This is a genomic window from Stenotrophomonas sp. ZAC14D2_NAIMI4_7 (genome assembly GCF_003086675.1).
In the GTDB taxonomy this organism is placed as follows: domain Bacteria; phylum Pseudomonadota; class Gammaproteobacteria; order Xanthomonadales; family Xanthomonadaceae; genus Stenotrophomonas.
In genome coordinates, this window is the sequence record NZ_CP025995.1 from 3,204,456 (window position 1) to 3,225,095 (window position 20,640).

17 protein-coding genes are annotated in these 20,640 nt (G+C 67.1%); 12 read left to right on the plus strand and 5 right to left on the minus strand.

Going from position 1 to position 20,640, the window contains the following annotated elements; all coding sequences use genetic code 11:
* Positions 1–81: 81 nt before the first annotated feature.
* The 6 genes from C1922_RS14800 to C1922_RS14825 all read left to right on the plus strand — a co-directional run bounded on the left by C1922_RS14800 (position 82) and on the right by C1922_RS14825 (position 8,759).
* Positions 82–810 (plus strand): TorF family putative porin, encoded by a 729-nt coding sequence (locus C1922_RS14800; RefSeq protein ID WP_108750449.1) that lies wholly within the window; start codon positions 82–84, stop codon positions 808–810.
* A 71-nt stretch (positions 811–881) separates the two neighbouring features.
* Positions 882–2,615, plus strand: coding sequence for a potassium-transporting ATPase subunit KdpA (gene kdpA / locus C1922_RS14805; protein ID WP_108750450.1), 1,734 nt, complete (start codon positions 882–884; stop codon positions 2,613–2,615).
* 25 nt (positions 2,616–2,640) lie between these two features.
* Positions 2,641–4,689: a potassium-transporting ATPase subunit KdpB gene (kdpB, locus tag C1922_RS14810; protein ID WP_234413521.1), complete on the plus strand. Its 2,049-nt coding sequence runs from the start codon at positions 2,641–2,643 to the stop codon at positions 4,687–4,689.
* A gap of 9 nt (positions 4,690–4,698) precedes the next feature.
* Positions 4,699–5,325, plus strand: a complete 627-nt coding sequence (gene kdpC, locus C1922_RS14815; protein ID WP_108750452.1) for a potassium-transporting ATPase subunit KdpC — start codon at positions 4,699–4,701, stop codon at positions 5,323–5,325.
* 70 nt (positions 5,326–5,395) lie between these two features.
* Positions 5,396–8,038: a sensor histidine kinase KdpD gene (locus C1922_RS14820; protein ID WP_108750453.1), complete on the plus strand. Its 2,643-nt coding sequence runs from the start codon at positions 5,396–5,398 to the stop codon at positions 8,036–8,038.
* 10 nt (positions 8,039–8,048) lie between these two features.
* On the plus strand, positions 8,049–8,759 hold the full coding sequence (locus tag C1922_RS14825) for a response regulator transcription factor (RefSeq protein WP_234413331.1): 711 nt from the start codon (positions 8,049–8,051) through the stop codon (positions 8,757–8,759).
* Between the two features lie 22 nt (positions 8,760–8,781).
* On the opposite strand, the gene C1922_RS14830 is transcribed toward C1922_RS14825, so the two are convergent.
* Entirely contained in the window at positions 8,782–9,897 is a 1,116-nt protein-coding gene (locus tag C1922_RS14830) for an NADH:flavin oxidoreductase/NADH oxidase (RefSeq protein WP_108750455.1), read from the minus strand.
* Between the two features lie 48 nt (positions 9,898–9,945).
* On the minus strand, positions 9,946–10,470 hold the full coding sequence (locus C1922_RS14835) for an SRPBCC domain-containing protein (protein ID WP_199912190.1): 525 nt from the start codon (positions 10,468–10,470) through the stop codon (positions 9,946–9,948).
* 103 nt (positions 10,471–10,573) lie between these two features.
* Here C1922_RS14835 and C1922_RS14840 point away from each other — a divergent pair, with 103 nt between their 5' ends.
* The 5 genes from C1922_RS14840 (at position 10,574) to C1922_RS14860 (ending at position 17,335) form a co-directional block, all read left to right on the plus strand.
* Positions 10,574–11,464, plus strand: a complete 891-nt coding sequence (locus C1922_RS14840) for a LysR family transcriptional regulator (RefSeq protein ID WP_108750457.1) — start codon at positions 10,574–10,576, stop codon at positions 11,462–11,464.
* Between the two features lie 212 nt (positions 11,465–11,676).
* Positions 11,677–12,669 (plus strand): aromatic amino acid DMT transporter YddG, encoded by a 993-nt coding sequence (yddG, locus tag C1922_RS14845; protein WP_199912191.1) that lies wholly within the window; start codon positions 11,677–11,679, stop codon positions 12,667–12,669.
* A 138-nt stretch (positions 12,670–12,807) separates the two neighbouring features.
* Entirely contained in the window at positions 12,808–15,549 is a 2,742-nt protein-coding gene (locus tag C1922_RS14850; RefSeq protein WP_108750459.1) for a TonB-dependent receptor, read from the plus strand.
* 27 nt (positions 15,550–15,576) lie between these two features.
* Entirely contained in the window at positions 15,577–16,536 is a 960-nt protein-coding gene (locus tag C1922_RS14855) for a pectinesterase family protein (protein WP_108750460.1), read from the plus strand.
* 367 nt (positions 16,537–16,903) lie between these two features.
* Positions 16,904–17,335 carry a CBS domain-containing protein gene (locus C1922_RS14860; RefSeq protein ID WP_108750461.1) on the plus strand — a complete coding sequence of 144 codons (432 nt, stop codon included), beginning with the start codon at positions 16,904–16,906 and terminating at the stop codon, positions 17,333–17,335.
* A 43-nt stretch (positions 17,336–17,378) separates the two neighbouring features.
* Here C1922_RS14860 and C1922_RS14865 read toward each other — a convergent pair whose 3' ends face one another.
* The 3 genes from C1922_RS14865 to gloA all read right to left on the minus strand — a co-directional run bounded on the left by C1922_RS14865 (position 17,379) and on the right by gloA (position 19,338).
* The gene (locus C1922_RS14865; RefSeq protein ID WP_108750462.1) at positions 17,379–18,209 is read right to left on the minus strand and encodes a prolyl oligopeptidase family serine peptidase; all 831 of its coding nucleotides are present in this window, start codon (positions 18,207–18,209) and stop codon (positions 17,379–17,381) included.
* Positions 18,210–18,297: 88 nt separating this feature from the next.
* Positions 18,298–18,726, minus strand: a complete 429-nt coding sequence (locus C1922_RS14870) for a VOC family protein (protein WP_108750463.1) — start codon at positions 18,724–18,726, stop codon at positions 18,298–18,300.
* Positions 18,727–18,819: 93 nt separating this feature from the next.
* Positions 18,820–19,338, minus strand: a complete 519-nt coding sequence (gloA, locus tag C1922_RS14875) for a lactoylglutathione lyase (RefSeq protein ID WP_108750464.1) — start codon at positions 19,336–19,338, stop codon at positions 18,820–18,822.
* 124 nt (positions 19,339–19,462) lie between these two features.
* Between gloA and C1922_RS14880 the strand changes: the two genes are divergently transcribed.
* Positions 19,463–20,575 (plus strand): PLP-dependent cysteine synthase family protein, encoded by a 1,113-nt coding sequence (locus tag C1922_RS14880; RefSeq protein ID WP_108750465.1) that lies wholly within the window; start codon positions 19,463–19,465, stop codon positions 20,573–20,575.
* The last annotated feature ends 65 nt before the right edge of the window (positions 20,576–20,640 follow it).

Genomic DNA, 20,640 nt, shown 5'->3' on the forward strand with positions numbered 1-20,640 from the left:
AACGCGGGAATGGGCTTTTTACAGGTATCGATTCGACAATTTTCGCATCGGCTGAACAGCCATCCTGTGAGTTGTCATTCCATGTCTCTGCACCTCTTCCCGGGCCAGCGCGTCAGCGCCCAGGTCATTGCCATCCGTAGCCTGGCCGGCCTTGTCCTGTTCGCCGGCGCCGCGCTCAGCAGCCATGCGGCCACCGTGTCCGGCTCGGCCGCCATTGCCAATGATTATGTGTGGCGCGGTTCCAGCCAGACCCAGGGCGATGCGGCCGTGCAGGCCGGCTTCAAGGCCGGCGCCGAATCGGGCTGGTATGCGTCGGTCTGGGGATCCAATGTCGAGTTTGCGCCGGGTACCCATGCCAGCAGCGAGCTGGATTTCATCGCCGGCTGGTCCGGCGGCCTGTCCGATGATTGGGCGCTGGACGTCAACCTGACCCATTACCGGTACCCGTCCACTACGGTGGATCTGAACTGGACCGAGTTGAACAGCACCGTGACCTGGAAGCAGAACTACTGGCTGCAGGTGGCGTATTCGCCCGATGCCCTGGCCACCGATGAGCGCGGCGTGTACGCGCAGCTGGGCGCACGACTGCCGGTCAGCGACAGCGTCCGCTTCGAGGCTGCCGTGGGCCATTACTGGCTGGAAGATGCCTACAACGACAGCTACACGCACGGTCAACTGAGCGGCATCTGGGCCTTCAAGGCGCCGTTCGAACTGCGCGTGACCGCGCACGCCACCGATTCGGCGGCCAAGCGCATCTTCCCCGATCTGGCGGGTTCGCGCGTCGAAGCCGCGCTGCAGGCGTCGTTCTGAACTGAGTCCGGCATCGCTGGCAGGCGCGCCCGCGCGCACGGCGATCCAACCACAACAAGGTGGGACATCCCATGTTCGAGTTCCTTTCCGTAATTGCGCTGGCCCTGTTGCTGGGCTGGCCCATTGGCCGTTATCTGGCGGCGGTGATGCGTGGCCAACCCATGTGGGGTGACCGCGTGTTTGGCCTGATCGAACGGCCGCTGTATCGCATCCTGGGCGTTGCGCCTGGCCAGGGTATGGGCTGGAAGCAGTACGTCAAAGCGTTCCTGGTCAGCAACCTGGTGCTGGCCGTGCTGACCCTGGCCATCTTCATGACCCAGGCCTGGTTGCCGCTGAACCCCAACAATGCGCCGAACATGCGCTGGGACCTGGCGCTGCACACCATGGTCTCGTTCCTGACCAACACCAACCAGCAGCATTATTCCGGCCAGGCGCAGTTGTCCTACTTCGCGCAGATGACCGGCATCGTTGGCCTGCAGGTGATCACCCCGATGATGGGCCTGGCCCTGGTGGTGGCGACGCTGCGCGGCCTGTTCGGCGGGCGCAGGCGCGATGTGCTGGCCGCTACGGGCAACGATCGCGCGCCGTCGGTCGTTGCAACCGATGGCGAACCCGACCTGGGCAACTACTGGGCCGATGTCATCCGCCCGGCCGTGCGCCTGATGCTGCCGCTGTGCCTGCTGTGGTCGCTGCTGCTGACCTGGCAGGGCGTGCCGTCCACGTTCGATGGCGGCCCGGTGGCCACGCCCATCGACGCGTCTGCGGGCATGGCCGAGCAGAAGATTCCGTTGGGGCCGGTGGCCTCGATGGTGGCGGCCAAGCAGCTGGGTACCAATGGCGGTGGCTGGTATGGCCCCAACAGTGCCGTGCCGCTGGAAAACCCGACCGCGCTTTCCAACCTGCTGGAAACCCTGGCCCTGATCCTGATTCCGGTCAGCATCGCCTTCATGGTCAGCGCCTTCACCGGGCGCCGCCGATTCACCGCGCTGGTGGTCGGCACCATGCTGGCCATGTCGCTGGTTTCCACCGGTGTGGCCCTGTGGTCTGAATCGCTGTCGTCCACCAGTACGGACATTGCACTGATGGAGGGCAAGGAAGTGCGCTTCGGCGCCGACGCTTCCGCGCTGTGGGCGGCGTTGACCACGCAGACCTCCAACGGCTCGGTCAACGCGATGCACGATTCGCTGGCGCCGCTTACCGGCCTGGTCACGATCAGCAACATGCTGGTCAATTCCATCTGGGGTGGCATCGGTTGCGGCCTGCAGCAGTTCCTGGTCTACCTGTTGCTGAGCGTGTTCCTGGCCGGCCTGATGACCGGCCGCACCCCGGAACTGTTCGGCCGCAAGATCGAAGCGCCGGAAGTGAAACTGCTGGCCGTGCTGGTGCTGCTGCAGCCGCTGGTGCTGCTGTCCCTTACCGCCATCACCCTGGCCGTGCCCAGCCTGACCGGCAATTCCAATCCGTCCTTCCACGGCATCAGCCAGGTGTTCTATGAATTCACTTCGGCCTTTGCCAACAACGGCTCCGGCTTCGAAGGTCTGGGCGATGCCACCTACTGGTGGAATCTGACCTGTGCGGTGGTGCTGGCGCTGGGTCGCTACCCGGCACTGATCATCCCGCTGGTCATTTCGGCGATGTTGGCGCGCAAGCGTGCCGTTCCGGAAAGCCCGGGCACGCTGCACGTGGAAACGCCCACCTTCGCACTCACCCTGATCGCGGTGGTCGTCATCCTGACCCTGCTTCAGTTCATGCCGGTTCTGGTGCTGGGCCCCATCGCCGATCACCTGGCGCTCAAGGCCTTCTGAGGATTTCCCAATGACTGATACTTCCATGCACACCGGGCATCGCCCCGGTCGCCCGGCGCTGCTGGATGCCGCCGGGTTCAAGGCCGCTGTCATTGCGTCCTTCGCCAAGCTGTCGCCTGGCCATGCCTTCCGCAACCCGGTGATGGCCGTGGTGTGGCTGGGTACCCTGCTCACGGCGGGCCTGACCATCGCCGGCAAGGCCGCCACTGGCCCTGGCTGGGCGGTTACCGCATTGCTGCTGGTCACGGTGCTGTTCGCCAACTTCGCCGAGGCCGTGGCCGAAGCGCGCGGTCGCGGCCAGGCCGCCTCGCTGCGCCGCGCGCGCAAGGACCTGGTGGCGCGCAGGATCAGTGATGCGGCCACGCTGGCCAACGCGGTATCGGTGCCGGCCGCCGAACTGCGCCCGGGCGATCTGGTGGTGGTGTCGGCGGGCGAGATCGTGCCCGCCGACGGCGAGATCATCCGTGGCCTGGCCACCATCAACGAATCGGCGGTGACCGGCGAATCGGCACCGGTGCTGCGTGAGGCCGGCACCGACCGCTCCGGCGTGATCGGTGGCACCAAGGTGCTGTCCGACGAGATCGTGGTGCGGGTGACCGCCGAACCTGGCAACAGTTTCCTGGACCGCATGATCTCGCTGGTGGAAGGTGCCAACCGGCAGAAGACGCCCAACGAGATCGCGCTGGGCCTGCTGCTGGTCACCATGACGCTGACCTTCCTGATCGTGGTGCTGACCCTGCCGTCCATCGCCGGTTTCGTGGGCATTTCGCTGGACCCGCTGCTGCTGGTCGCGTTGCTGGTCTGCCTGATCCCGACCACCATCGGTGGCCTGCTGCCGGCCATCGGCATCGCCGGGATGAACCGCGCGCTGTCGTCCAACGTGCTGGCCAAATCGGGCAAGGCGGTGGAAGTGGCCGGTGACGTGGACGTGCTGTTGCTGGACAAGACCGGCACCATCACCCACGGCGATCGCCAGGCCACGGCGTTCCATCCGCTGGCGGGCGTGGATATGGAGCGCCTGCGCGAAGCGGCCCTGCTGTCCTCGCTGGCAGACCCGACCCCGGAAGGCAAGTCGATCGTCAAGCTGGCCCGCCAGCCGAACACGCCCATCGAGGAACCGGCCAACGCGCACTTCGTGCCGTTCAGTGCGCACACCCGCATGTCCGGAGTCGACCTGAACCTGGCCGATGGCCAGGTGCGTGCCATCCGCAAGGGCGCCATCGACGCCATGGTGAAGTACGCGCAGTCGCTGGGCTCGGAGCCGTCGCCGGAACTGTCGGCGCGCGTGGAGCAGGTGGCCCGTAATGGTGCGACGCCGCTGGTGGTGGCCGATGGTCGCCACCTGCTGGGCGTGATCGAACTGTCCGACGTGGTCAAGCACGGCATCAAGGAGAAGTTCGCGCAGCTGCGTGCGATGGGCATCAAGACGGTGATGATCACCGGCGATAATCCGCTGACCGCCGCGGCCATCGCCGCCGAAGCCGGCGTGGACGACTACATCGCCGAGGCGCGCCCGGAAGACAAGCTGGCCCGCATCCGCCAGGAACAGGCCGCGGGGCGACTGGTGGCGATGGTCGGCGATGGTACCAACGATGCACCGGCGCTGGCGCAGGCCGACGTTGGCCTGGCGATGAATTCGGGTACGCAGGCTGCCAAGGAGGCCGGCAACATGGTCGACCTGGATTCGGACCCGGCCAAGCTGCTGCAGGTGGTGGAAGTGGGCAAGCAGCAGTTGATCACCCGCGGCGCGCTGACCACGTTCTCGCTGGCCAACGACGTGTCCAAGTACTTCGCCATCCTGCCGGCGATGTTCGCCGCTGTTCCCTCGATGGCCGCGCTGAACGTGATGCACCTGTCCAGCCCGACCCATGCGGTGGTGGCCGCGCTGATCTTCAACGCGATCATCATTCCGATCCTGATTCCGCTGGCCCTGCGCGGTGTGCGCTTCCGTGCTGCCAGCGCCACCGCGCTGCTGCGCCGCAATGTGCTGGTGTACGGCCTGGGCGGCGTGCTGCTGCCGTTCCCGGCCATCAAATTGATCGACACGGCGCTGGCCGCCGTGTTCGGTGCCTGAGGACCTGCCATGAACAACATCATTGAACACGCTTCGTCGCACTCCGCTCCCCGTCGCAGCGGCGTCTGGCGCGCTTCCATCGGCCTGGCGATCACCTCGCTGCTGGGCTTTGGTTTCGTCTACTCGTTGGCCGCCACAAACCTGGGAAAACTGATGTTCCCCGCCGCCGCCAGTGGCAGCCTGATCGAGCGCGACGGCAAGGTGGTCGGCTCGTCGCTGGTGGCACAGCCGTTTGCCGATGACCGCTACTTCCAGTCGCGCCCGTCGGCGGCGTCCTACGACGTGATGGCGCTGGCCGGCAGCAACCAGGCCCGCACCAACCCGGAACTGCGCAAGCGGGTGGACGAGGCCCGCGCGGCCGTGGCGGCGCGCGACGGCGTGGCGCCGGAAGCGGTGCCCAGCGATCTGGTCACCCAGTCCGGTGGCGGCATCGATCCGCATATCTCGCCGCAGGCCGCGCAGATCCAGGTGCAGCGGGTGGCCAAAGCGCGCGGCATGCAGGCTGCCGATGTGCAGGCCTTGCTGGCCAGGCACACCGAAGGGATGCGCTTCGGCCTCTATGGTGCGCCGCACGTGAACGTGCTGGAGCTCAACCTGGCGCTGGACCAGGTGGCACCGGCCCCGACCCGGAACTGAGCGCGGCACGCTCGGATCGAGCCGCCCCTGTGCACGCACAGGGGCCTGCGCAGCCTGATGGAACCTGCTCATGAACGATGACCGCAACGCCAAGGCCGATGCGCTGGCGGGCGAACTGCGCCGGCAGAACAGCGGCCACCTGACTGTCTTCCTGGGCGCCGCGCCCGGCGTGGGCAAGACCTACGCCATGCTGTCGCGCGCACGCGAGTTGCGCCGCCAGGGCATCGACCTGGTGGTGGGGATCGTCGAAACCCACGGCCGGTCCGAGACGGCCGCGCTGGTGGACGGGCTGGAGCTGATTCCGCGCAGGCGCATCGAATACCAGAGCCGCAAGCTGCAGGAACTGGATGTCGATGCGATCCTGGCGCGCCGTCCGCAGGTGGCGTTGATCGATGAACTGGCCCATCGCAACGTTCCGGGCAGCCGCCATGAACGGCGCTGGCAGGATGTGATCGATCTGCTGGACGCGGGCATCGATGTCTACACCACGATCAACATCCAGCACCTGGAAAGCCTGAACGACGTCGTCCATCGCATCACCGGCATCCGCGTCAGCGAAACCGTGCCCGATGCGGTGTTCGACCGCCTGCGCGACATCCGCCTGGTCGATCTTCCCGCCCGCGAACTGATCGAACGCCTGAACCAGGGCAAGGTCTATCTGCCCGAGCAGGCGACCCACGCATTGCAGGCGTTCTTTTCGCCGTCCAACCTGGCCGCGCTGCGCGAACTGGCCATGCAGACCGCGGCCGACCACGTGGAAGAAGACCTGCGCGAATCGCAGATCGCACGCGGCCTGCCCGGCATTGCGCTGCGCAACCGGGTGCTGATCGCCATCGATGGCATGGGTGCATCGGAATACATGGTGCGCGCCGGGCGCAGGATCGCCCAGCGCCGTGACGCGCCCTGGACGGTGGTGACCGTGCAGTCCGGCAAGCCGGTGGAGGCCGTGCGGCAGGCCGAGCTGGACCGCGCCTTTGCGCTGGCACGCAGCCTGGGGGCGGACGCCGAGGTGGTGCACGGCACCCACGTGGCCGATGCGTTGCTGGACCACGCCGAACGCTGTGGTGCATCCACGCTGATCGTGGGCCGCACCCGCGAGCGGCCACTGGCCCGCATGATCAACCGCACGCTGACCCAGCAACTGCTGCAGCGCGGAGCGCATTACGAACTGGTCATCATCAGCTCGCCCGAAGCACGTGCGCGCGCGCGCCGCCGCCTGCGCATCCCCGACCGCTCCCTGCTGCGGCACGATCTGACCGCCGCCGTGCTGGCCACGCTGGGCGCGATCGTCGCTTCGTGGATGGCACAGCGATGGCTCGGTATCGACGACATGTCGATGGTCTTCATCGTGGCGGTGATCCTGGTGGCCACCCGCACCAGCATGCTGGGCGTGGTCGGCACTGCGGCGCTGTGCTTCTTCAGCTACAACTTCTTCTTCATCGAACCCACCTTCACCTTCAGCATCGGCGCCAACCGCGGCGTGGCCACGGTGGTGATCTTCCTGGTGGCGGCACTGGTGTGTGGCAGCCTGGCCACGCGGCTGCGCGCGCAGATCCTGGCGCTGCGCGCGGTCAATGCACAGGCCACGATGATGGAACGGCTGGGGCGCGGCCTGAGCAGCGCCGCCGATCTGGGCCAGGTGCTGCATGTGGGGCGCATTGCCATGGAACGCAGCCTGGGGGTGTCGGTATGGATCCAGTCCGCCGATCGCACCGAGCAGTCGCCCGGCACGCTGCTGCACGGCACCGATCGGGCGGCGGCGGACTGGTCATTGGCGCACCGCCAGCAGGCCGGGCGCTTCACCGATACGCTGGCCGCTTCGCCGTGGTGGTTCGTTCCGCTGCTGGCCAACCGCACCGTGGTGGGCGTGATGGGATTGCGCTGGGGCGAGGACACCGCGCGCCTGGCGCCCGAGCAGCGCCGCCTTGCCGAGGCGATGATCGATGATGTGACCCAGGCCATCATGCGCACCCGGCTGGTGGCCGATCTGGAGGGCGCGCGGGTCAGCAATGAAACCGAGCGCCTGCGTTCGGCGCTGCTGTCGTCTGTGTCGCACGACCTGCGCTCGCCGCTGGCGTCGATGATTGGTTCGGCCAGCAGCCTGGTCAGCTATCCCGATGCACTGTCGGCCGAGGACAAGGCCAACCTGCTCGACACCATTCTGGAGGAAGGCGATCGGCTGGACCGTTACATACAGAATCTTCTGGACATGACCCGGCTGGGCCACGACGGGCTGACCCTGAACCGCGATTGGGTAGGCGTGGATGAGTTGATCGGGTCGGCGTCGGGGCGTCTGCGCCGGTACCAGCCGGGGGTCAAGCTCGACGTGGCCATCGCTGCGGACGTGCCGCCGATCTGGGTGCATCCCGCGCTGGTCGAACAGGGGCTGTTCAACGTGCTGGAAAACGCCGCCAGGTTCTCACCGCCGGGCGCGGCGGTGGATGTGTCCGCTCGCCTGCTCGGCGGCAACCTGCAGATCGACGTGCGCGATCGTGGCCCCGGCATTCCCGAGGACGAGCGCAAGCGCATCTTCGACATGTTCTACAGCGTCGAGCGTGGCGACCGGAACCGCAAGGGCACCGGGCTGGGCCTGACCATCGCGCAGGGCATGATCGGCGCGCACGGCGGATCGGTTGAAGCGTTTGCCGGGCCGGATGGCGTGGGCACCGTCATCCGCATCACCCTGCCGATGCTGCGGCCCACGGCGGCGTGAGGAACCGGATGTGACGCAGATTGCCGCCGTGGAATCGGGCATCAACGTGCTGGTCATCGATGATGAGCCGCATATCCGTCGCTTCCTGCAGATCAGCCTGCGTGCGCAGGGCTATACGGTGTTGCTGGCCGAGAACGGGCAGGGCGGGCTGGACGTGGCGCGCAGCTGCCGCGTGGATATCGTGGTGCTGGATGTCGGCCTGCCCGACATGGACGGGCACGCGGTGCTGGCCCAGCTGCGGGCGTTTTCGCCGGCGCCGGTGATCATGCTGACGGCCCGCGCCGGTGAGCGCGAGAAAGTGGCCGCGCTCGATGGCGGTGCACACGACTACGTCATCAAGCCGTTCGGCATCGATGAGCTGATGGCGCGCATCCGGGTGCTGCTGCGCTCGGCCAGCCGCAGCGGCGATGAGCCGTTCCGCTTCGATGACGGCTGCCTGTGCATCGACGAACAGACCCACGCGGTCAGCTTCGAGGGCGCCCCCCTGGCACTGTCGCGCAAGGAGTACGCCCTGCTTCTGCTGCTGGCGCGCAACGCGGGGCGACTGGTGACCCAGCCGGTCATCCTGACCGAGATATGGGGCCCCACCCACAACCGCGATGCGCACTACATCCGCATCCTGCTGGCGCGCCTTCGGCCCAAGATCGGTGACAGTGCCGCGGCACCGCGTTACATCCAGACGCTGCCCGGGGTGGGGCTGCAGTTTCACGGCAGCGGCTGACAACCGCGCCGGTGCTGCGCTGTTACTGCGCGGCGCCCTTGCCGGGGCCGCGGTAGCGCGACAGCCAGTACGCGTAAGGCGGCGGCAGCACGCCGGCCGGGTTCTGTTCGCCCAGTGCCAGCGCCAGCTGGTAGGGGTAGTGCGGGTTGGCCAGGTGCGCACGGGCGATCAACACCAGATCCATGCTGCCCTCGGCTACCGCCTTTTCGGCCATGTGCGGATCGTCGATGCACCAGCTCGCGGCCACCGGCATCTGCACATCGCGCTTCAGGCGTGCGGCCACCGGAACGAAGAAGCCCGGGCCCCACGGCGCGCGACTGGTGGCGGTGGAAAAGCCGATGCTGGCGTCGATCAGGTCCAGCCCGCCATCGCGCATATCCCGCACCAGCTGCGCGGCTTCGTCGTAGAAGCTTTCGTCGTTGCCGTCGTATTCCACGACGCCGAAGCGCGCGGTCAGCGGCAGGTGTTCGGGCCACACGCGGCGCACGGCGGCCAGGGTTTCGCGCAGGAAGCGGCCGCGGTTTTCAGCGCTGCCGCCGTAGGCATCGGTCCGCTGGTTGGCCACAGGTGAGAAGAAGCTCTGCGCCAGGTAGCCATGGGCGAAGTGCAGTTCCAGCCACTGGAAGCCGGCGGCAAGCGCGCGTTGGGCGGCGGCCACGAAATCGGCCTGCACGCGCGCGATGTCGTCCAGCGTCATCGCCTGCGGCACCTTGCCCAGCCCGCCACCGAAGGCCAGCGCGGACGGCGCCAGCGTCGGCCAGCCACGGCGGTCGCCCTCGGCAATGTGGTCGTCGCCTTCCCACGGCAGGTTGGCGCTGGCCTTGCGCCCGGCGTGGCCGATCTGGATGCCCGGCACGGCGCCGGCGGCCTTGATCGCCGCGGCAACCTGCGCCATGCCTTCGATCTGGCCGCCTTCCCACAGCCCGGCACAGCCGGGGGTGATGCGGCCTTCAGCGGAAACGGCGGTGGCTTCGACGATGACCAGACCGGCGCCACCCCGCGCCATGCCGGCGTAATGGGTGGTGTGCCACGGGCTGAGGTAGCCCTCGTGCGCCGAGTACTGGCACATGGGCGGAATGGCGATGCGGTTGCGGAGCGTGATGTCCTTCAGGGTGAAGGGACTGAACAGAGCGGTCATGAAGATCTCGGTAGCGGGGGTGCAGCGAACGGGCGGGCAGGGATGGGATCAGCGCGGCGGAAGGGCGCGGGCAGCGCCGACCAGGCCGTCCAGCCAGTCCTGGTGGCCGTTGATCATCGGGTTGGGCTTGGCCGCCTGCAGCGCCTTGGCCGGTGCGCCGTTCTGGGTTTCCTGGGTGAGGATGCGCACGCGGCCAGCGTCCAGGTCTTCCACCAGCCAGGCATGGTGGACATCCAGACGATCGGCGGCGCCTTCCTCGCCGGCCCAGCCGTGCCACGCCACCCGGCCCGGCGTGTGGGCGGTCGGCGCAACGTATTCGGTGCAGCGGGCTTCGACCGGGAAGCCGAAGGTTTCGAACTGGAAGCGGTCGCCGGCTGCCAGCACCGGGCCACGGCCATCGTGGAAGCGCACGTTGGCCGAGTTGGCGTAGTAGGTCGGCCAGTGCGCCGGGGTGGCCAGCAGCGGCCAGAGGTCGGCAGCGGTCAGGCCGGCGACGATCACTTCATTGGAGACAAAGTTGTCGGTCAGGCCCGGCAGGTAGCCGTCGGGCCAGTGGATGGCGTTCATTTTCATGGGGGAGTCGCGCAGGGGAGGGGGAAAGAGGGCCTTACCAGCGTAGGTCGCCCGTGCCTATAGGTGGTCTAATGGCGACTTATCCCATGGATAAAATCTGGTTATGCATAACCCGCAGTGGCTGCGCTCGTTCGCCGCCATCGTTGCCCAAGGCAGCTTCACCCGTGCGGCCCAGCAGCTCGGCCTGACCCAGGCTGCGGTGAGCCAGCACGTGCGCCACCTGGAAGACGAACTGGGGCCGCTGTTGATCCGCCGGCCGCGGCAGATCGAACTGACCCCGGCGGGCACCGCCTTGCTGGCCTTCATCCAGGACATGGAGCGCGCGCAGGGGCGCTTGCGGGCGAGCCTGTCGCAGACGGTTTCAGACCAGGGTGAGGTCAGCCTGATCAGCCCCGGCAGCGTGGGTCTGGCGCTGTATCCCATCCTGCTGGACTACCAGCGCAATCACCCGGCGCTGGTGATCCGCCACCGTTTCGCGCCCGACCCGGAAGCGCTGCAGGCGGTGGTGAACAAACAGTACGAACTGGGTCTGGTGACGCTGAAACCCGACGACCCACGCGTGGCCGCCTCGGCCTTCACCGAGGAAGTGCTGGAACTGGTGGTGCCTGCCGGCGCGCAGGCCGAAGACTGGGCAGATCTGCAGCGGCTGGGCTTCATCGACCACCCCGATGGGCGGGCAATGGCTACCCGCCTGCTGTCGCGGCGCTTCCCGGGCAACCCCGGGGTGGGCACGCTGCCGGTGCACGGCTTCACCAACCAGGTCGCGCTGATCCTGGAGCCAGTGTCACGCGGCCTGGGCTTCACCGTCATTCCGCGCCATGCACGCGAATCGTTCGCGCAGCCGGCGTTGATCGACACGGTGGAATGTGGCGATCCGGTACGCGATACGCTGTGGCTGATCCATCGCGCGGAGTGGCCGTTGTCGGGCGCGGCGCAGTGGCTGGTGGAGCGCCTGCGCGGGCTGCCACGCTTCCGCCGCGACCGCGCCACGTAGCGCCTGAACAGGGCTCTATTGCGGCGCAACATCGAAGGCGTACAATCCGCTTCGGCCAGTCGGCTGCTGTAACCCGCCTCCCGCCGTATCCCCCTGCAACGCACAGTGCCGGGGCATTCCGGGGACGTCGCTACGGACCAGCGTACTTCCCAGGACTCACCTGTCCCTCTGTTCTGCCTGTCCCGTTGTCGGGGCCGGGCGCAGGCGGGCGCGTGCCTTTCAACCGAACTGCCCTTGTTGTCGTCGCCCCCATGTACGGCTTCCGCGCGCTGCGCGCTTCTGCGTCCCCCCATCTTCCTACCCTGATCGGCGCCAGTGCCGTGCTGCTGTGGAGCCCCACGCTGGGCATGCTGCGCACGATCAGCGAGATCTTCGGTGCCACCGGTGGCGCCGCACTGATCTTTACCGCTGCCGCGTTCTTTTCCGCGTTGATGCTGGGCATGCCGCGGCCTTCGCAGCTGCCGCGCCGCTACCTGCTGCTGGGCGGTGCGTTGTTCATCGGTACCGAGGTGTCGCTGTCGCTGTCCATCGGCCTGGCCCACCACCGTGGGCAGGCGCTGGAACTGGTGATGATCAATTACCTGTGGCCGTGCCTGACCGTGCTGCTGACGGTGCTGACCCGCATGCAGCGCGGCAACTGGCTGCTGCTGCCGGCCACGGTGCTGTGCCTGCTGGGCGTGGTGATGGTGGTGACCGGCGAGGGCGCCTGGTCGCCGGCGGTGCTGTGGGGCAACCTGCGCAGCAACCCGTTGGCCTATGCGCTGGCGCTGGGCGCGGCCTGCATGTGGGCCACCTATTCGCTGGTGACCAAGCGCATCGGCGGCACCCGCAATGCGGTGCCGCTGTTCATGGCCGCCACCGCCGTGGTGCTGTGGCTGAAGTACCTGCTGGGCGATGCGCCGCCGCTGCACCTGCACTGGGGTGGGCTGGCCCAGGTGGCGGTGTTCGGCCTGCTGACCGCCACCGCCTATGGCTGCTGGAACCACGGCCTGCAGCACGGCAACGTCACGTCGATGGCGATCTTTTCCTACTTCGCGCCGGTGCTGTCGGTGCTGTGGAGCAGCCTGTGGCTGTCGCTGCAGCCGGGCATGGGCTTCGTGCGCGGTGTGGCCTGCGTGACCGCCGGTTCCCTGCTGTGCTGGTGGGCCACGCGCCCAGCGCGCGCGTTGCCACCGCCAGCGCCGCCGGCTACCCATACCGCCTGATATCCCCCGGCTGGGTGCGGCGCCGTGCTGCGCCGCACGATGTTTCAGCCGGATGACACTGTTACGTTGCCTGTCCCCCGGTGTCATCGACTGATGCGCACCTACGACCGCCAGTAGCAGTGATTGCAAGGGATTTTCATGACGCACAGGCTGAATTGCAAAAAGACACCGGTTACCTTCGTTGCCAGCGCGCTGGCCAGCGCCGTGCTGCTGGCCCTGGCTGGCCCGGCCGCCGCGCAGGACAGCGGCGCCAACCCCACCGACCTGGATGCGGTGACCGTGACCGGCTATCGGGCCAGCGTGGAAAAAGCGCTGGACATCAAGCGCTCTGAAAAGGGCATGGTCGACGCGATCGTGGCCGAGGACATCGCCAACTTCCCCGACCTGAACCTGGCCGAATCGCTGCAGCGCATTCCTGGGGTGACCATCACCCGAGACGCCGGCGAGGGCCGCAACATTTCCGTGCGCGGCCTGGGCCCGGATTTCACCCGCGTGCGCATCAACGGCCTGGAAGCACTGACCACCGTCGGTGGCTCGGACCAGTCCGGCGGCACCAACCGCAGCCGTGGCTTCGACTTCAACGTGTTCGCCTCGGACCTGTTCTCGCAGCTGATCGTGCGCAAGACCGCCTCGGCCGACGTGGAAGAGGGTTCGCTGGGCGCCACGGTGGACCTGCGCACCGCGCGCCCGTTCGACTACGACGGCTTTACCTTTGCCGCCAGCGGGCAGGGCAGCTTCAACGATCTGTCGAACAAGGCCAGCCCGCGCGCGGCCGCGCTGATTGCCGATACCTGGGCCGATGGCCGCTTCGGTGGCCTGCTGTCGGTGGCCTATTCCGAGCGCCAGGTGCGCGAGGAAGGCAGCAACACCGGGCGCTGGTACAGCGCCAGCAGCAACGGTGGCTTCAATCCGGCGTCGCCGTTCACTGCCGGCCTGGCCGATGGCGTGTGGCACCCGTACTTCCCGCGCTACACCCTGCTGGAGCACGACCAGAAGCGCCTGGGCGTGACCGCCGCGCTGCAGTGGAAGCCGACCGACAACACCGAATTCGCGCTGGATGCGCTGTATTCGAAGATCGATACCGTGCGCAGCGAGAAGTACATCGAGGCCATCTCGTTCGCCTATTCGGCGCAGAAGCAGAACATGCTGCTGCGCGATGGCTACATTGATCCGACCTCCGGCGCGCTGCTGTACGGCGTGTTCGATGGCGCCGGCGTGCGTTCCGAACAGCGCCGCGACGAATGGAGCACCGAGTTCAAGCAGGTCTCGCTCAGTGGAGAACACCGCTTCAGCGATGCGTTCAAGATCAACCTGCTGGCCGGACATTCCAGCTCGAAGCACGCCAACCCGGTGCAGACCACGCTGATCATGGACAAGGCCAACGTGGCCGGCTACAGCTACGATTTCCGCGACAGCGTCACCCACCCGACCTTCAACTACGGCATCGATCCCACCGACGCCACGGGCTGGACCCTGGCCGAAGTGCGCCTGCGCCCGCAGTACGCCACCAATACGTTCGACACCGCCGCGCTGGATTTCAGCTGGAACTTCGGGCCGTCGTTCACCCTGAAGGGCGGTCTGCTGGCCAAGGACTACCAGTTCGACACCAGCGAATACCGCCGGCAGAGCGAGACGGTGGTGCCGACCTTCGCCGATGGCAGCTACACCGTGCCGGCGGCGATGGTGGACATCGCGCGCCTGGGTGGCGTGGCCGGTGCGCCCGACGCCTGGGCCGTGCCGGACCTTGCGGCGCTGTCGCAGCTGCTGGGCATCTACAGCGGGCAGGGCATCTACCAGCTGTACGAACGCAACGCCACGCGGCGCAGCGTGGAAGAGCGCGACCGCGGTGCCTGGCTGATGGGTGAGTTCGGCTTCGATATCGGCAGCGTGCCGGTGTCGGGCAACGTGGGCGTGCGCCGGGTGAAGACCACCCAGTCGTCCACCGGCTATTCCACCGTGGACGGTGCGATGGTGCTGACCCATGTCTCGCGCGACTACACCGACACGCTGCCCTCGCTGAACCTGGTGGCCGAGCTGGGCCCCGACGTGATGCTGCGCTTCGGTGCGGCCAAGGTGATGGCGCGGCCGGGGCTGTCATCGCTCACGCCGGGCACCACGCTGAGCCTGTCCAGCGGCCACCGCTACGTGAACGGTGGCAACCCCAATCTGGACCCGATCCGTGCCCGCACGCTGGACCTGGGCGTGGAGTGGTACTTCCAGGAAGGCGGCCTGCTGGGGCTGGCGCTGTTCCACAAGGACATCGAAAGCTTCGTGCAGGGCACCAGCACGGTGATGCCGTTCACCGCCAGCGGCCTGCCGTCCAGTCTGCTTGATGGCACCGGCGTGTCGCCCAACGAGGACTTCACCTTCACCCGCCCGCTGAACACGCCCGGCGGTGACCTGAAGGGCGCCGAGTTCAACTACGTGCAGCCCTTCAGCTTCCTGCCCGGGCGCTGGAGCAACCTGGGCCTGCAGTTGAACTACACCTGGGTGGATTCGCAGATCCAGTACCTCACCTCCACCGGTGCGGCATCGCTGAAGACCGACCTGACCGGGCTGTCGAAGAATTCGTACAACAGCACGCTGTTCTACGAAGGCGAGAAGCTGGGCGCGCGCGTGTCCTATACCCATCGCGATGGCTACTACACGCAGGTGCCGGCCAGCGTGCAGGGCTTCAGCTTCCACGGCATGGATGCGGTGGACACGGTGGATGCCTCGATCAGCTGGAAGATCGATGACCAGCTGGAAATCAGCCTGGAAGCGATCAACCTGACCAACGAAACCAGCAACGAATGGGTGGGTACGACGGCCTGGAAGCTGCCGCTGACCTACACCCAGACCGGGCGCGAATACCTGGTCGGCCTGCGCTACAAGTTCTGACCGTTGCCACGTCCAGCAGGAGCCAACATGCGTAAACCACGCCGTCGTTTCCTTCCCCTGGCGGTACTGCTGCTGTGTGCCAGCCTGCCGGCCACTGCCCGTGACTGGGTGGTGGCCGCCGATGGCAGCGGCGACTACCGCAGCGTGCAGGCCGCCATTGATGCGGTGCCCGATGGCAACCGCACGCGCCAGGTGATCGTACTGCGCGAAGGCCTGTATCGCGGCGTAGTGAAGGTGCCCAAGGAAAAAAGCCGGGTAACGCTGCGCGGCGCGGGGGCCGGCGCCTCGATCATCAGCTGGAACAACTACGCCGATCTGGTTGACCCGGCCACCGGCAAGGCGATGCGCACCAGTGGCTCGGCCACGGTCTATGTATACGGCGATGAGTTCATCGCCGAAGACCTGACCATCGAGAATACGGCCGGCAACGTCGGCCAAGCCTTGGCACTTTATGCGGCGCCGCCGCGCGGTGGCTTCCGCAACGTGCGCCTGCTCGGCAACCAGGACACGTTGTACACCCACGAAGGCAGCGTGCTGCATTTCAAGGACTGCTATATCGAAGGCACGGTGGACTTCATCTTCGGCGCGGCCACCGCGTTGTTCGATGACTGCACGATCGTGTCCAAGGGCCGGCTGGGCTGGGTGACTGCCGCGTCCACGCCGGAAGGCCAGCGCTTCGGTTACGTGTTCCGGCGTGCGCTGCTGCGTGGCGAAGGTGCCGGCACCACCTACCTGGGCCGGCCGTGGCGGCCGTTCGCGCGCACGGTGTTCCTGCAGTCCAACCTGGGCCCGCACATCGTGCAGGCCGGCTGGCATAACTGGGACAAGCCCGATGCCGAACGTACCACTTACTACGGCGAGTTCGGCAGCACCGGGCCCGGTGCCTCGCCGGAGGAACGTGTGCCGTGGTCGCACCATCTGTCAGGCGATGAAGCGGCGCAGTACAGCACCGAGGCGGTGCTGGGCAGCTGGCGCCCGTTCCCCTGACTTTGCAGGGTCGGGCGGCTGTGCGTGCGTCGGCCGGCGCGGCGGCAACTTTAGCGTTGGCTGGCGTTTGTATTCAGCGCCGGTTTCAGCGCGGGTGCGATTCTCGGAATCGTCGACAGGTTCCACGACGAACTGTCCCACCGGTGCCGGTAGTGGCCGCACAGGGCAGTCGTAGAATCGAATCGACCGGGCCCTTCGCTGCTTCTGCAGCATTCGGTTTCGATCGCGTTGCAGCACGCCCCCTGCCCGTTGATTCCACCGGCAGGGGGCATGCGCCAGACGTGCGCTGAAAGGTCTGTTCCCGGGGAGGGGGCGATTCGGAAGAGCACACTTTTTTGACTTCAGTGACCTGCACCAGGAAACAAGAATGAACGTCCGCGAACTCCTGCAATCGAAGAAAGAAGCTGTCATCACCATCGACGCCGAAGACACGATCGGTGCCGCCGCGCACAAGATGAGCGCGAACCGTATCGCCGCGTTGGTCGTGGTCAAGGACGGTGCCCCGGTGGGCATCATTTCCGAAAAGGACATCGTGCGCGTGCTGGCCGACGACGGCCCGCAGGCCGGCCGCCGGGTCATTTCCACGCTGCCGTCCACCGGCCTGGAAGGCATTGCGCCGGACGCCACGCTGAAGCAGGCCATGTCGCTGATGACGTACTCGCGTCGCCGCCACCTGATGGTGACCGAGGGCAATACGCTGGTCGGCATCCTCAGCCTGGGCGATATCGTGAAGAACCTGCTGGGCGAGCTGGAGCTGGAAAAGGCCGTGCTGCAGGACATCTACATGGCGGCACACTGAGTGCCGCGTGCGCGCCGGGCAGGCCCCGGCGCGCACGGTTGCATTACGGGTGCGCGTCGAACCAGGCCAGCACGCGCGCCGGTGAACTGGCGAACCATTCATGCCCGCCCAGCGGTTCGGTGTACAGCGCCGTTTCCAGGCCCTGGTCCTGCAGGCGGCTGAAGTAGCGGTTGGTGGTCCACCACGGCACCACCGTGTCGACGAAGCCCTGCAGGAACAAGGTGGGCGGATGGTCGGACGGCAGCACCGCCGGCACATCGCACAGCGGCCCGCTGCAGGTGGCGTACGAGCCGGACTGGATGGCCAGCGCACGGAATTCACCCGGGAACGAAACCGCCATGCGGCTGGTGTTGTAGCCGCCACTGGAAATGCCGGTGGCATAGCGCCGCAGCGGGTCGAGCGGGCCGAACTGGCCGGCGGCAATCGCATCGAAGACGTTGCTGAGGAAATCGTAATCGGTGCCCAGCTCGTAGGCCGCACTCAGGCCCGGCACATTGGTCTGCCAGAACAGATCGGCCGGCGCGGCCGGTGCCACCACCGCATAGCCGTGGTCGAGCAGGGTCTGGATCAGCTTGCCTTCGTAATACCCGCCAAACGGCTGGTTGCTGCGGTAGTCGAAACTCTGCAGCGGGAAGAACGAGCCCTGGTAGACCAGCACCACCGGCCAGCCGTGTGCCGGCGGTGTGCCCAGTGGCAGCTGGTAGGTCACCCGGCGCTGGCCGACCACGCCCGAATCGATCCACGCAGTCTGGTGCGTGCAGGTCACCCGCGCGGGGGTCAGCAGAGCGCGTGGTGTATCGGTGCAGCGCGATTGCGCAGCGGCGTTCTGGCCCAGCAGGGCCCACAGCAACAGGCAGGACAACCACATCCTCATTGCACGCTCCTTGCAGACAGGGACGGCGGGGATCCGCTCGCTTCCGTCCCACTGAGGTAGAGCGACGCGATCCCCTTCGTCGCTGGGTTCAGAAGGTGACTTTCACCGAGTCGGCGCTGTAGCGGGCAGGGCCGTGGTAGACCACTTCGATGTTGTTGCCATCGGGGTCGAGCACGAAGGCGCCGTAGTAGCCGGGGTGGTAGGGGCGCTCGCCGGGGGCGCCGTTGTCGGTGCCGCCTGCGGCCAGGGCGGCGCGGTGGAACGCATCGACGGTGGCCGCATCACGGGCCTGGAACGCCAGATGGTGGCGGCCGGTCAGCTGGCCGGCGGCGGCACTGCTGCTGGCGGTGGAAATGAACAGTTCGTCGGCCCAGAAATAGTCCGGGCCTTCGCCGGCCACCGGAATGCCGATCGTATCGAACACCGCCTGGTAGAAGCGGCGGCTGGCGGCCAGGTCGCGTACCACCAGTTGCAGGTGGTCGATCAGGCGGCCGCGGTGCAGCTCCATCGTTTCCATACGCACCTCATCACGGGGGAACGGAGGGGATCAAGACGCTTGCGGCCCGATAGTGCCAGACCGTCCCCTCCGCTTCCGTGATCGGGTTGTGGATCAGGTATTGGCGATGATCTCGACCCAGTAGCCGTCCGGGTCCTTGATGAATGCGATGTTCTTCATGCGGCCGTCGGTCAGGCGCTTCTGGAACGGCACGCCCAGGTCCTCGAAGCGCTGGCAGGCCGCTTCCAGGGCCGGCACCGACACGCACAGGTGGCCGAAGCCGCGCGGGTCGCTGTTGCCGTCGTGGTAGACCGGGCCGTCCTGGGTTTCAGTGCCGTGGTTGTGGGTCAGTTCCAGCACGCCCGGCAGGCCGGCCATCCACACCCGGCGGGTGGCATCGTCTTCGGGCACGGTCACGCCGGCCGGCACGTAGGCCAGGAAGTACAGGCTGAACTGGGCTTCGGCGAAATCGCGCTTGTCGATCAGCTGGTAGCCCAGCACGCGGGTGTAGAAGTCCAGCGAGGCGGTGATGTCCTTCACCCGCAGCATGGTGTGGTTGAACACGAAGCCGTGGGTTTCGGCCGGGGCCTGGGCAGCCACGCCGGGAACGTCGCGCAGGGCGGGAAGGGTCATGGGGGAAGTCCTTCAGACAGGGCCGGGAACGGCCGGATGGACCATTCTAACGGGCGCCCACCGTGCTGATTGCGACATACAATGCACGGATCGCACCGTTCCGTCCTGACAACGACTCTCCGCCATGTCGCAGCGTGAATGGGTGGCCGCCGCCATCCGCAAGATCGAAGCCGATTTCAATCGCTCCGCCGATACCCATCTGATCCCGCTGGCGCTGCCCGGGTTTGCCGGGATCGATGTCTATCTGAAGGACGAGTCGAGCCATCCCACCGGCAGCCTGAAGCACCGGCTGGCGCGCTCGCTGTTCCTGTATGCGCTGGCCAACGGCTGGTTGCGTGAAGGGCGGCCGGTGATCGAGGCCTCCAGCGGCTCCACCGCGGTGTCCGAAGCGTATTTCGCACGCCTGCTGGGGCTGCCGTTCGTGGCGGTCATTCCGGCCAGCACCTCGCCGGAAAAGATCGCGGCCATCGAATTCCATGGCGGGCGCTGTCACCTGGTGGAGCGTGCGTGCGACCTGAACTGCGAATCCGAACGCCTGGCCCGCGAAACCGGCGGCCACTTCATGGACCAGTTCACCTACGCCGAGCGCGCCACCGATTGGCGTGCGAACAACAACATCGCTGAATCCATCTTCAAGCAGATGGCCGAAGAGCCCAGCCCGGTGCCGGACTGGATCGTGTGCAGCCCGGGTACCGGCGGCACCGCCGCCACCCTGGGCCGTTATGTCAGCTACCGCCGCCACGACACGCGCATCCTGTGCGCCGATCCGGAAGTGTCGGTGTTCTACGCCGGCTACCAGGCGGCGGTGGCCGGTGAACAGGACTGGCGCGGGCTGACCTGCAGCGGTGGTTCGCGGGTGGAAGGCATTGGCCGGCCGCGGGTGGAACCGAGCTTCATTCCCACCAGCGTGGATGCCATGGTGAAGGTGCCCGACGCGCTGAGCCTGGCCGCCATGCGCCATGTCAGCCGCCAGCTGGGGCGTCGCGTGGGCGGTTCCACCGGCACCAATTTCATCGGCGTGCTGCAGGCCGCGCAGTGGATGCGCGCAGCCGGGCGCAGCGGCAGCATCGTCAGCATCCTGTGCGATGCCGGCGAGCGCTACGCGCACAGCTATTACAACCCCGAGTGGTACCAGAAGCAGGGCATCGACGTGGACGGCGCCGATGCACAGCTGGCCGCCGCCGTGGCGGGGCAGGGGTTGCCCGAGCTGGCGTGCTGCAGCCTGGAAGCGCTGTAACGCAGCGACCTCATCCGCCGGGCCATGCCTGGCGAGCGAAGCGGTGGTCAAGATAGCGCCCGGCC

What these genes read in the sequence shown, in the direction of transcription:
- C1922_RS14800 (WP_108750449.1), top strand. Translation starts at nt 82, where the DNA reads ATGTCTCTGCACCTCTTCCCGGGCCAGCGCGTCAGCGCCCAGGTCATT.
- kdpA (WP_108750450.1), top strand. Translation starts at nt 882, where the DNA reads ATGTTCGAGTTCCTTTCCGTAATTGCGCTGGCCCTGTTGCTGGGCTGG.
- kdpB (WP_234413521.1), top strand. Translation starts at nt 2,641, where the DNA reads ATGCACACCGGGCATCGCCCCGGTCGCCCGGCGCTGCTGGATGCCGCC.
- kdpC (WP_108750452.1), top strand. Translation starts at nt 4,699, where the DNA reads ATGAACAACATCATTGAACACGCTTCGTCGCACTCCGCTCCCCGTCGC.
- C1922_RS14820 (WP_108750453.1), top strand. Translation starts at nt 5,396, where the DNA reads ATGAACGATGACCGCAACGCCAAGGCCGATGCGCTGGCGGGCGAACTG.
- C1922_RS14830 (WP_108750455.1), bottom strand. Translation starts at nt 9,897, where the DNA reads ATGACCGCTCTGTTCAGTCCCTTCACCCTGAAGGACATCACGCTCCGC.
- C1922_RS14835 (WP_199912190.1), bottom strand. Translation starts at nt 10,470, where the DNA reads ATGAAAATGAACGCCATCCACTGGCCCGACGGCTACCTGCCGGGCCTG.
- C1922_RS14840 (WP_108750457.1), top strand. Translation starts at nt 10,574, where the DNA reads ATGCATAACCCGCAGTGGCTGCGCTCGTTCGCCGCCATCGTTGCCCAA.
- C1922_RS14850 (WP_108750459.1), top strand. Translation starts at nt 12,808, where the DNA reads ATGACGCACAGGCTGAATTGCAAAAAGACACCGGTTACCTTCGTTGCC.
- C1922_RS14855 (WP_108750460.1), top strand. Translation starts at nt 15,577, where the DNA reads ATGCGTAAACCACGCCGTCGTTTCCTTCCCCTGGCGGTACTGCTGCTG.
- C1922_RS14860 (WP_108750461.1), top strand. Translation starts at nt 16,904, where the DNA reads ATGAACGTCCGCGAACTCCTGCAATCGAAGAAAGAAGCTGTCATCACC.
- C1922_RS14865 (WP_108750462.1), bottom strand. Translation starts at nt 18,209, where the DNA reads ATGAGGATGTGGTTGTCCTGCCTGTTGCTGTGGGCCCTGCTGGGCCAG.
- C1922_RS14870 (WP_108750463.1), bottom strand. Translation starts at nt 18,726, where the DNA reads ATGGAAACGATGGAGCTGCACCGCGGCCGCCTGATCGACCACCTGCAA.
- gloA (WP_108750464.1), bottom strand. Translation starts at nt 19,338, where the DNA reads ATGACCCTTCCCGCCCTGCGCGACGTTCCCGGCGTGGCTGCCCAGGCC.
- C1922_RS14880 (WP_108750465.1), top strand. Translation starts at nt 19,463, where the DNA reads ATGTCGCAGCGTGAATGGGTGGCCGCCGCCATCCGCAAGATCGAAGCC.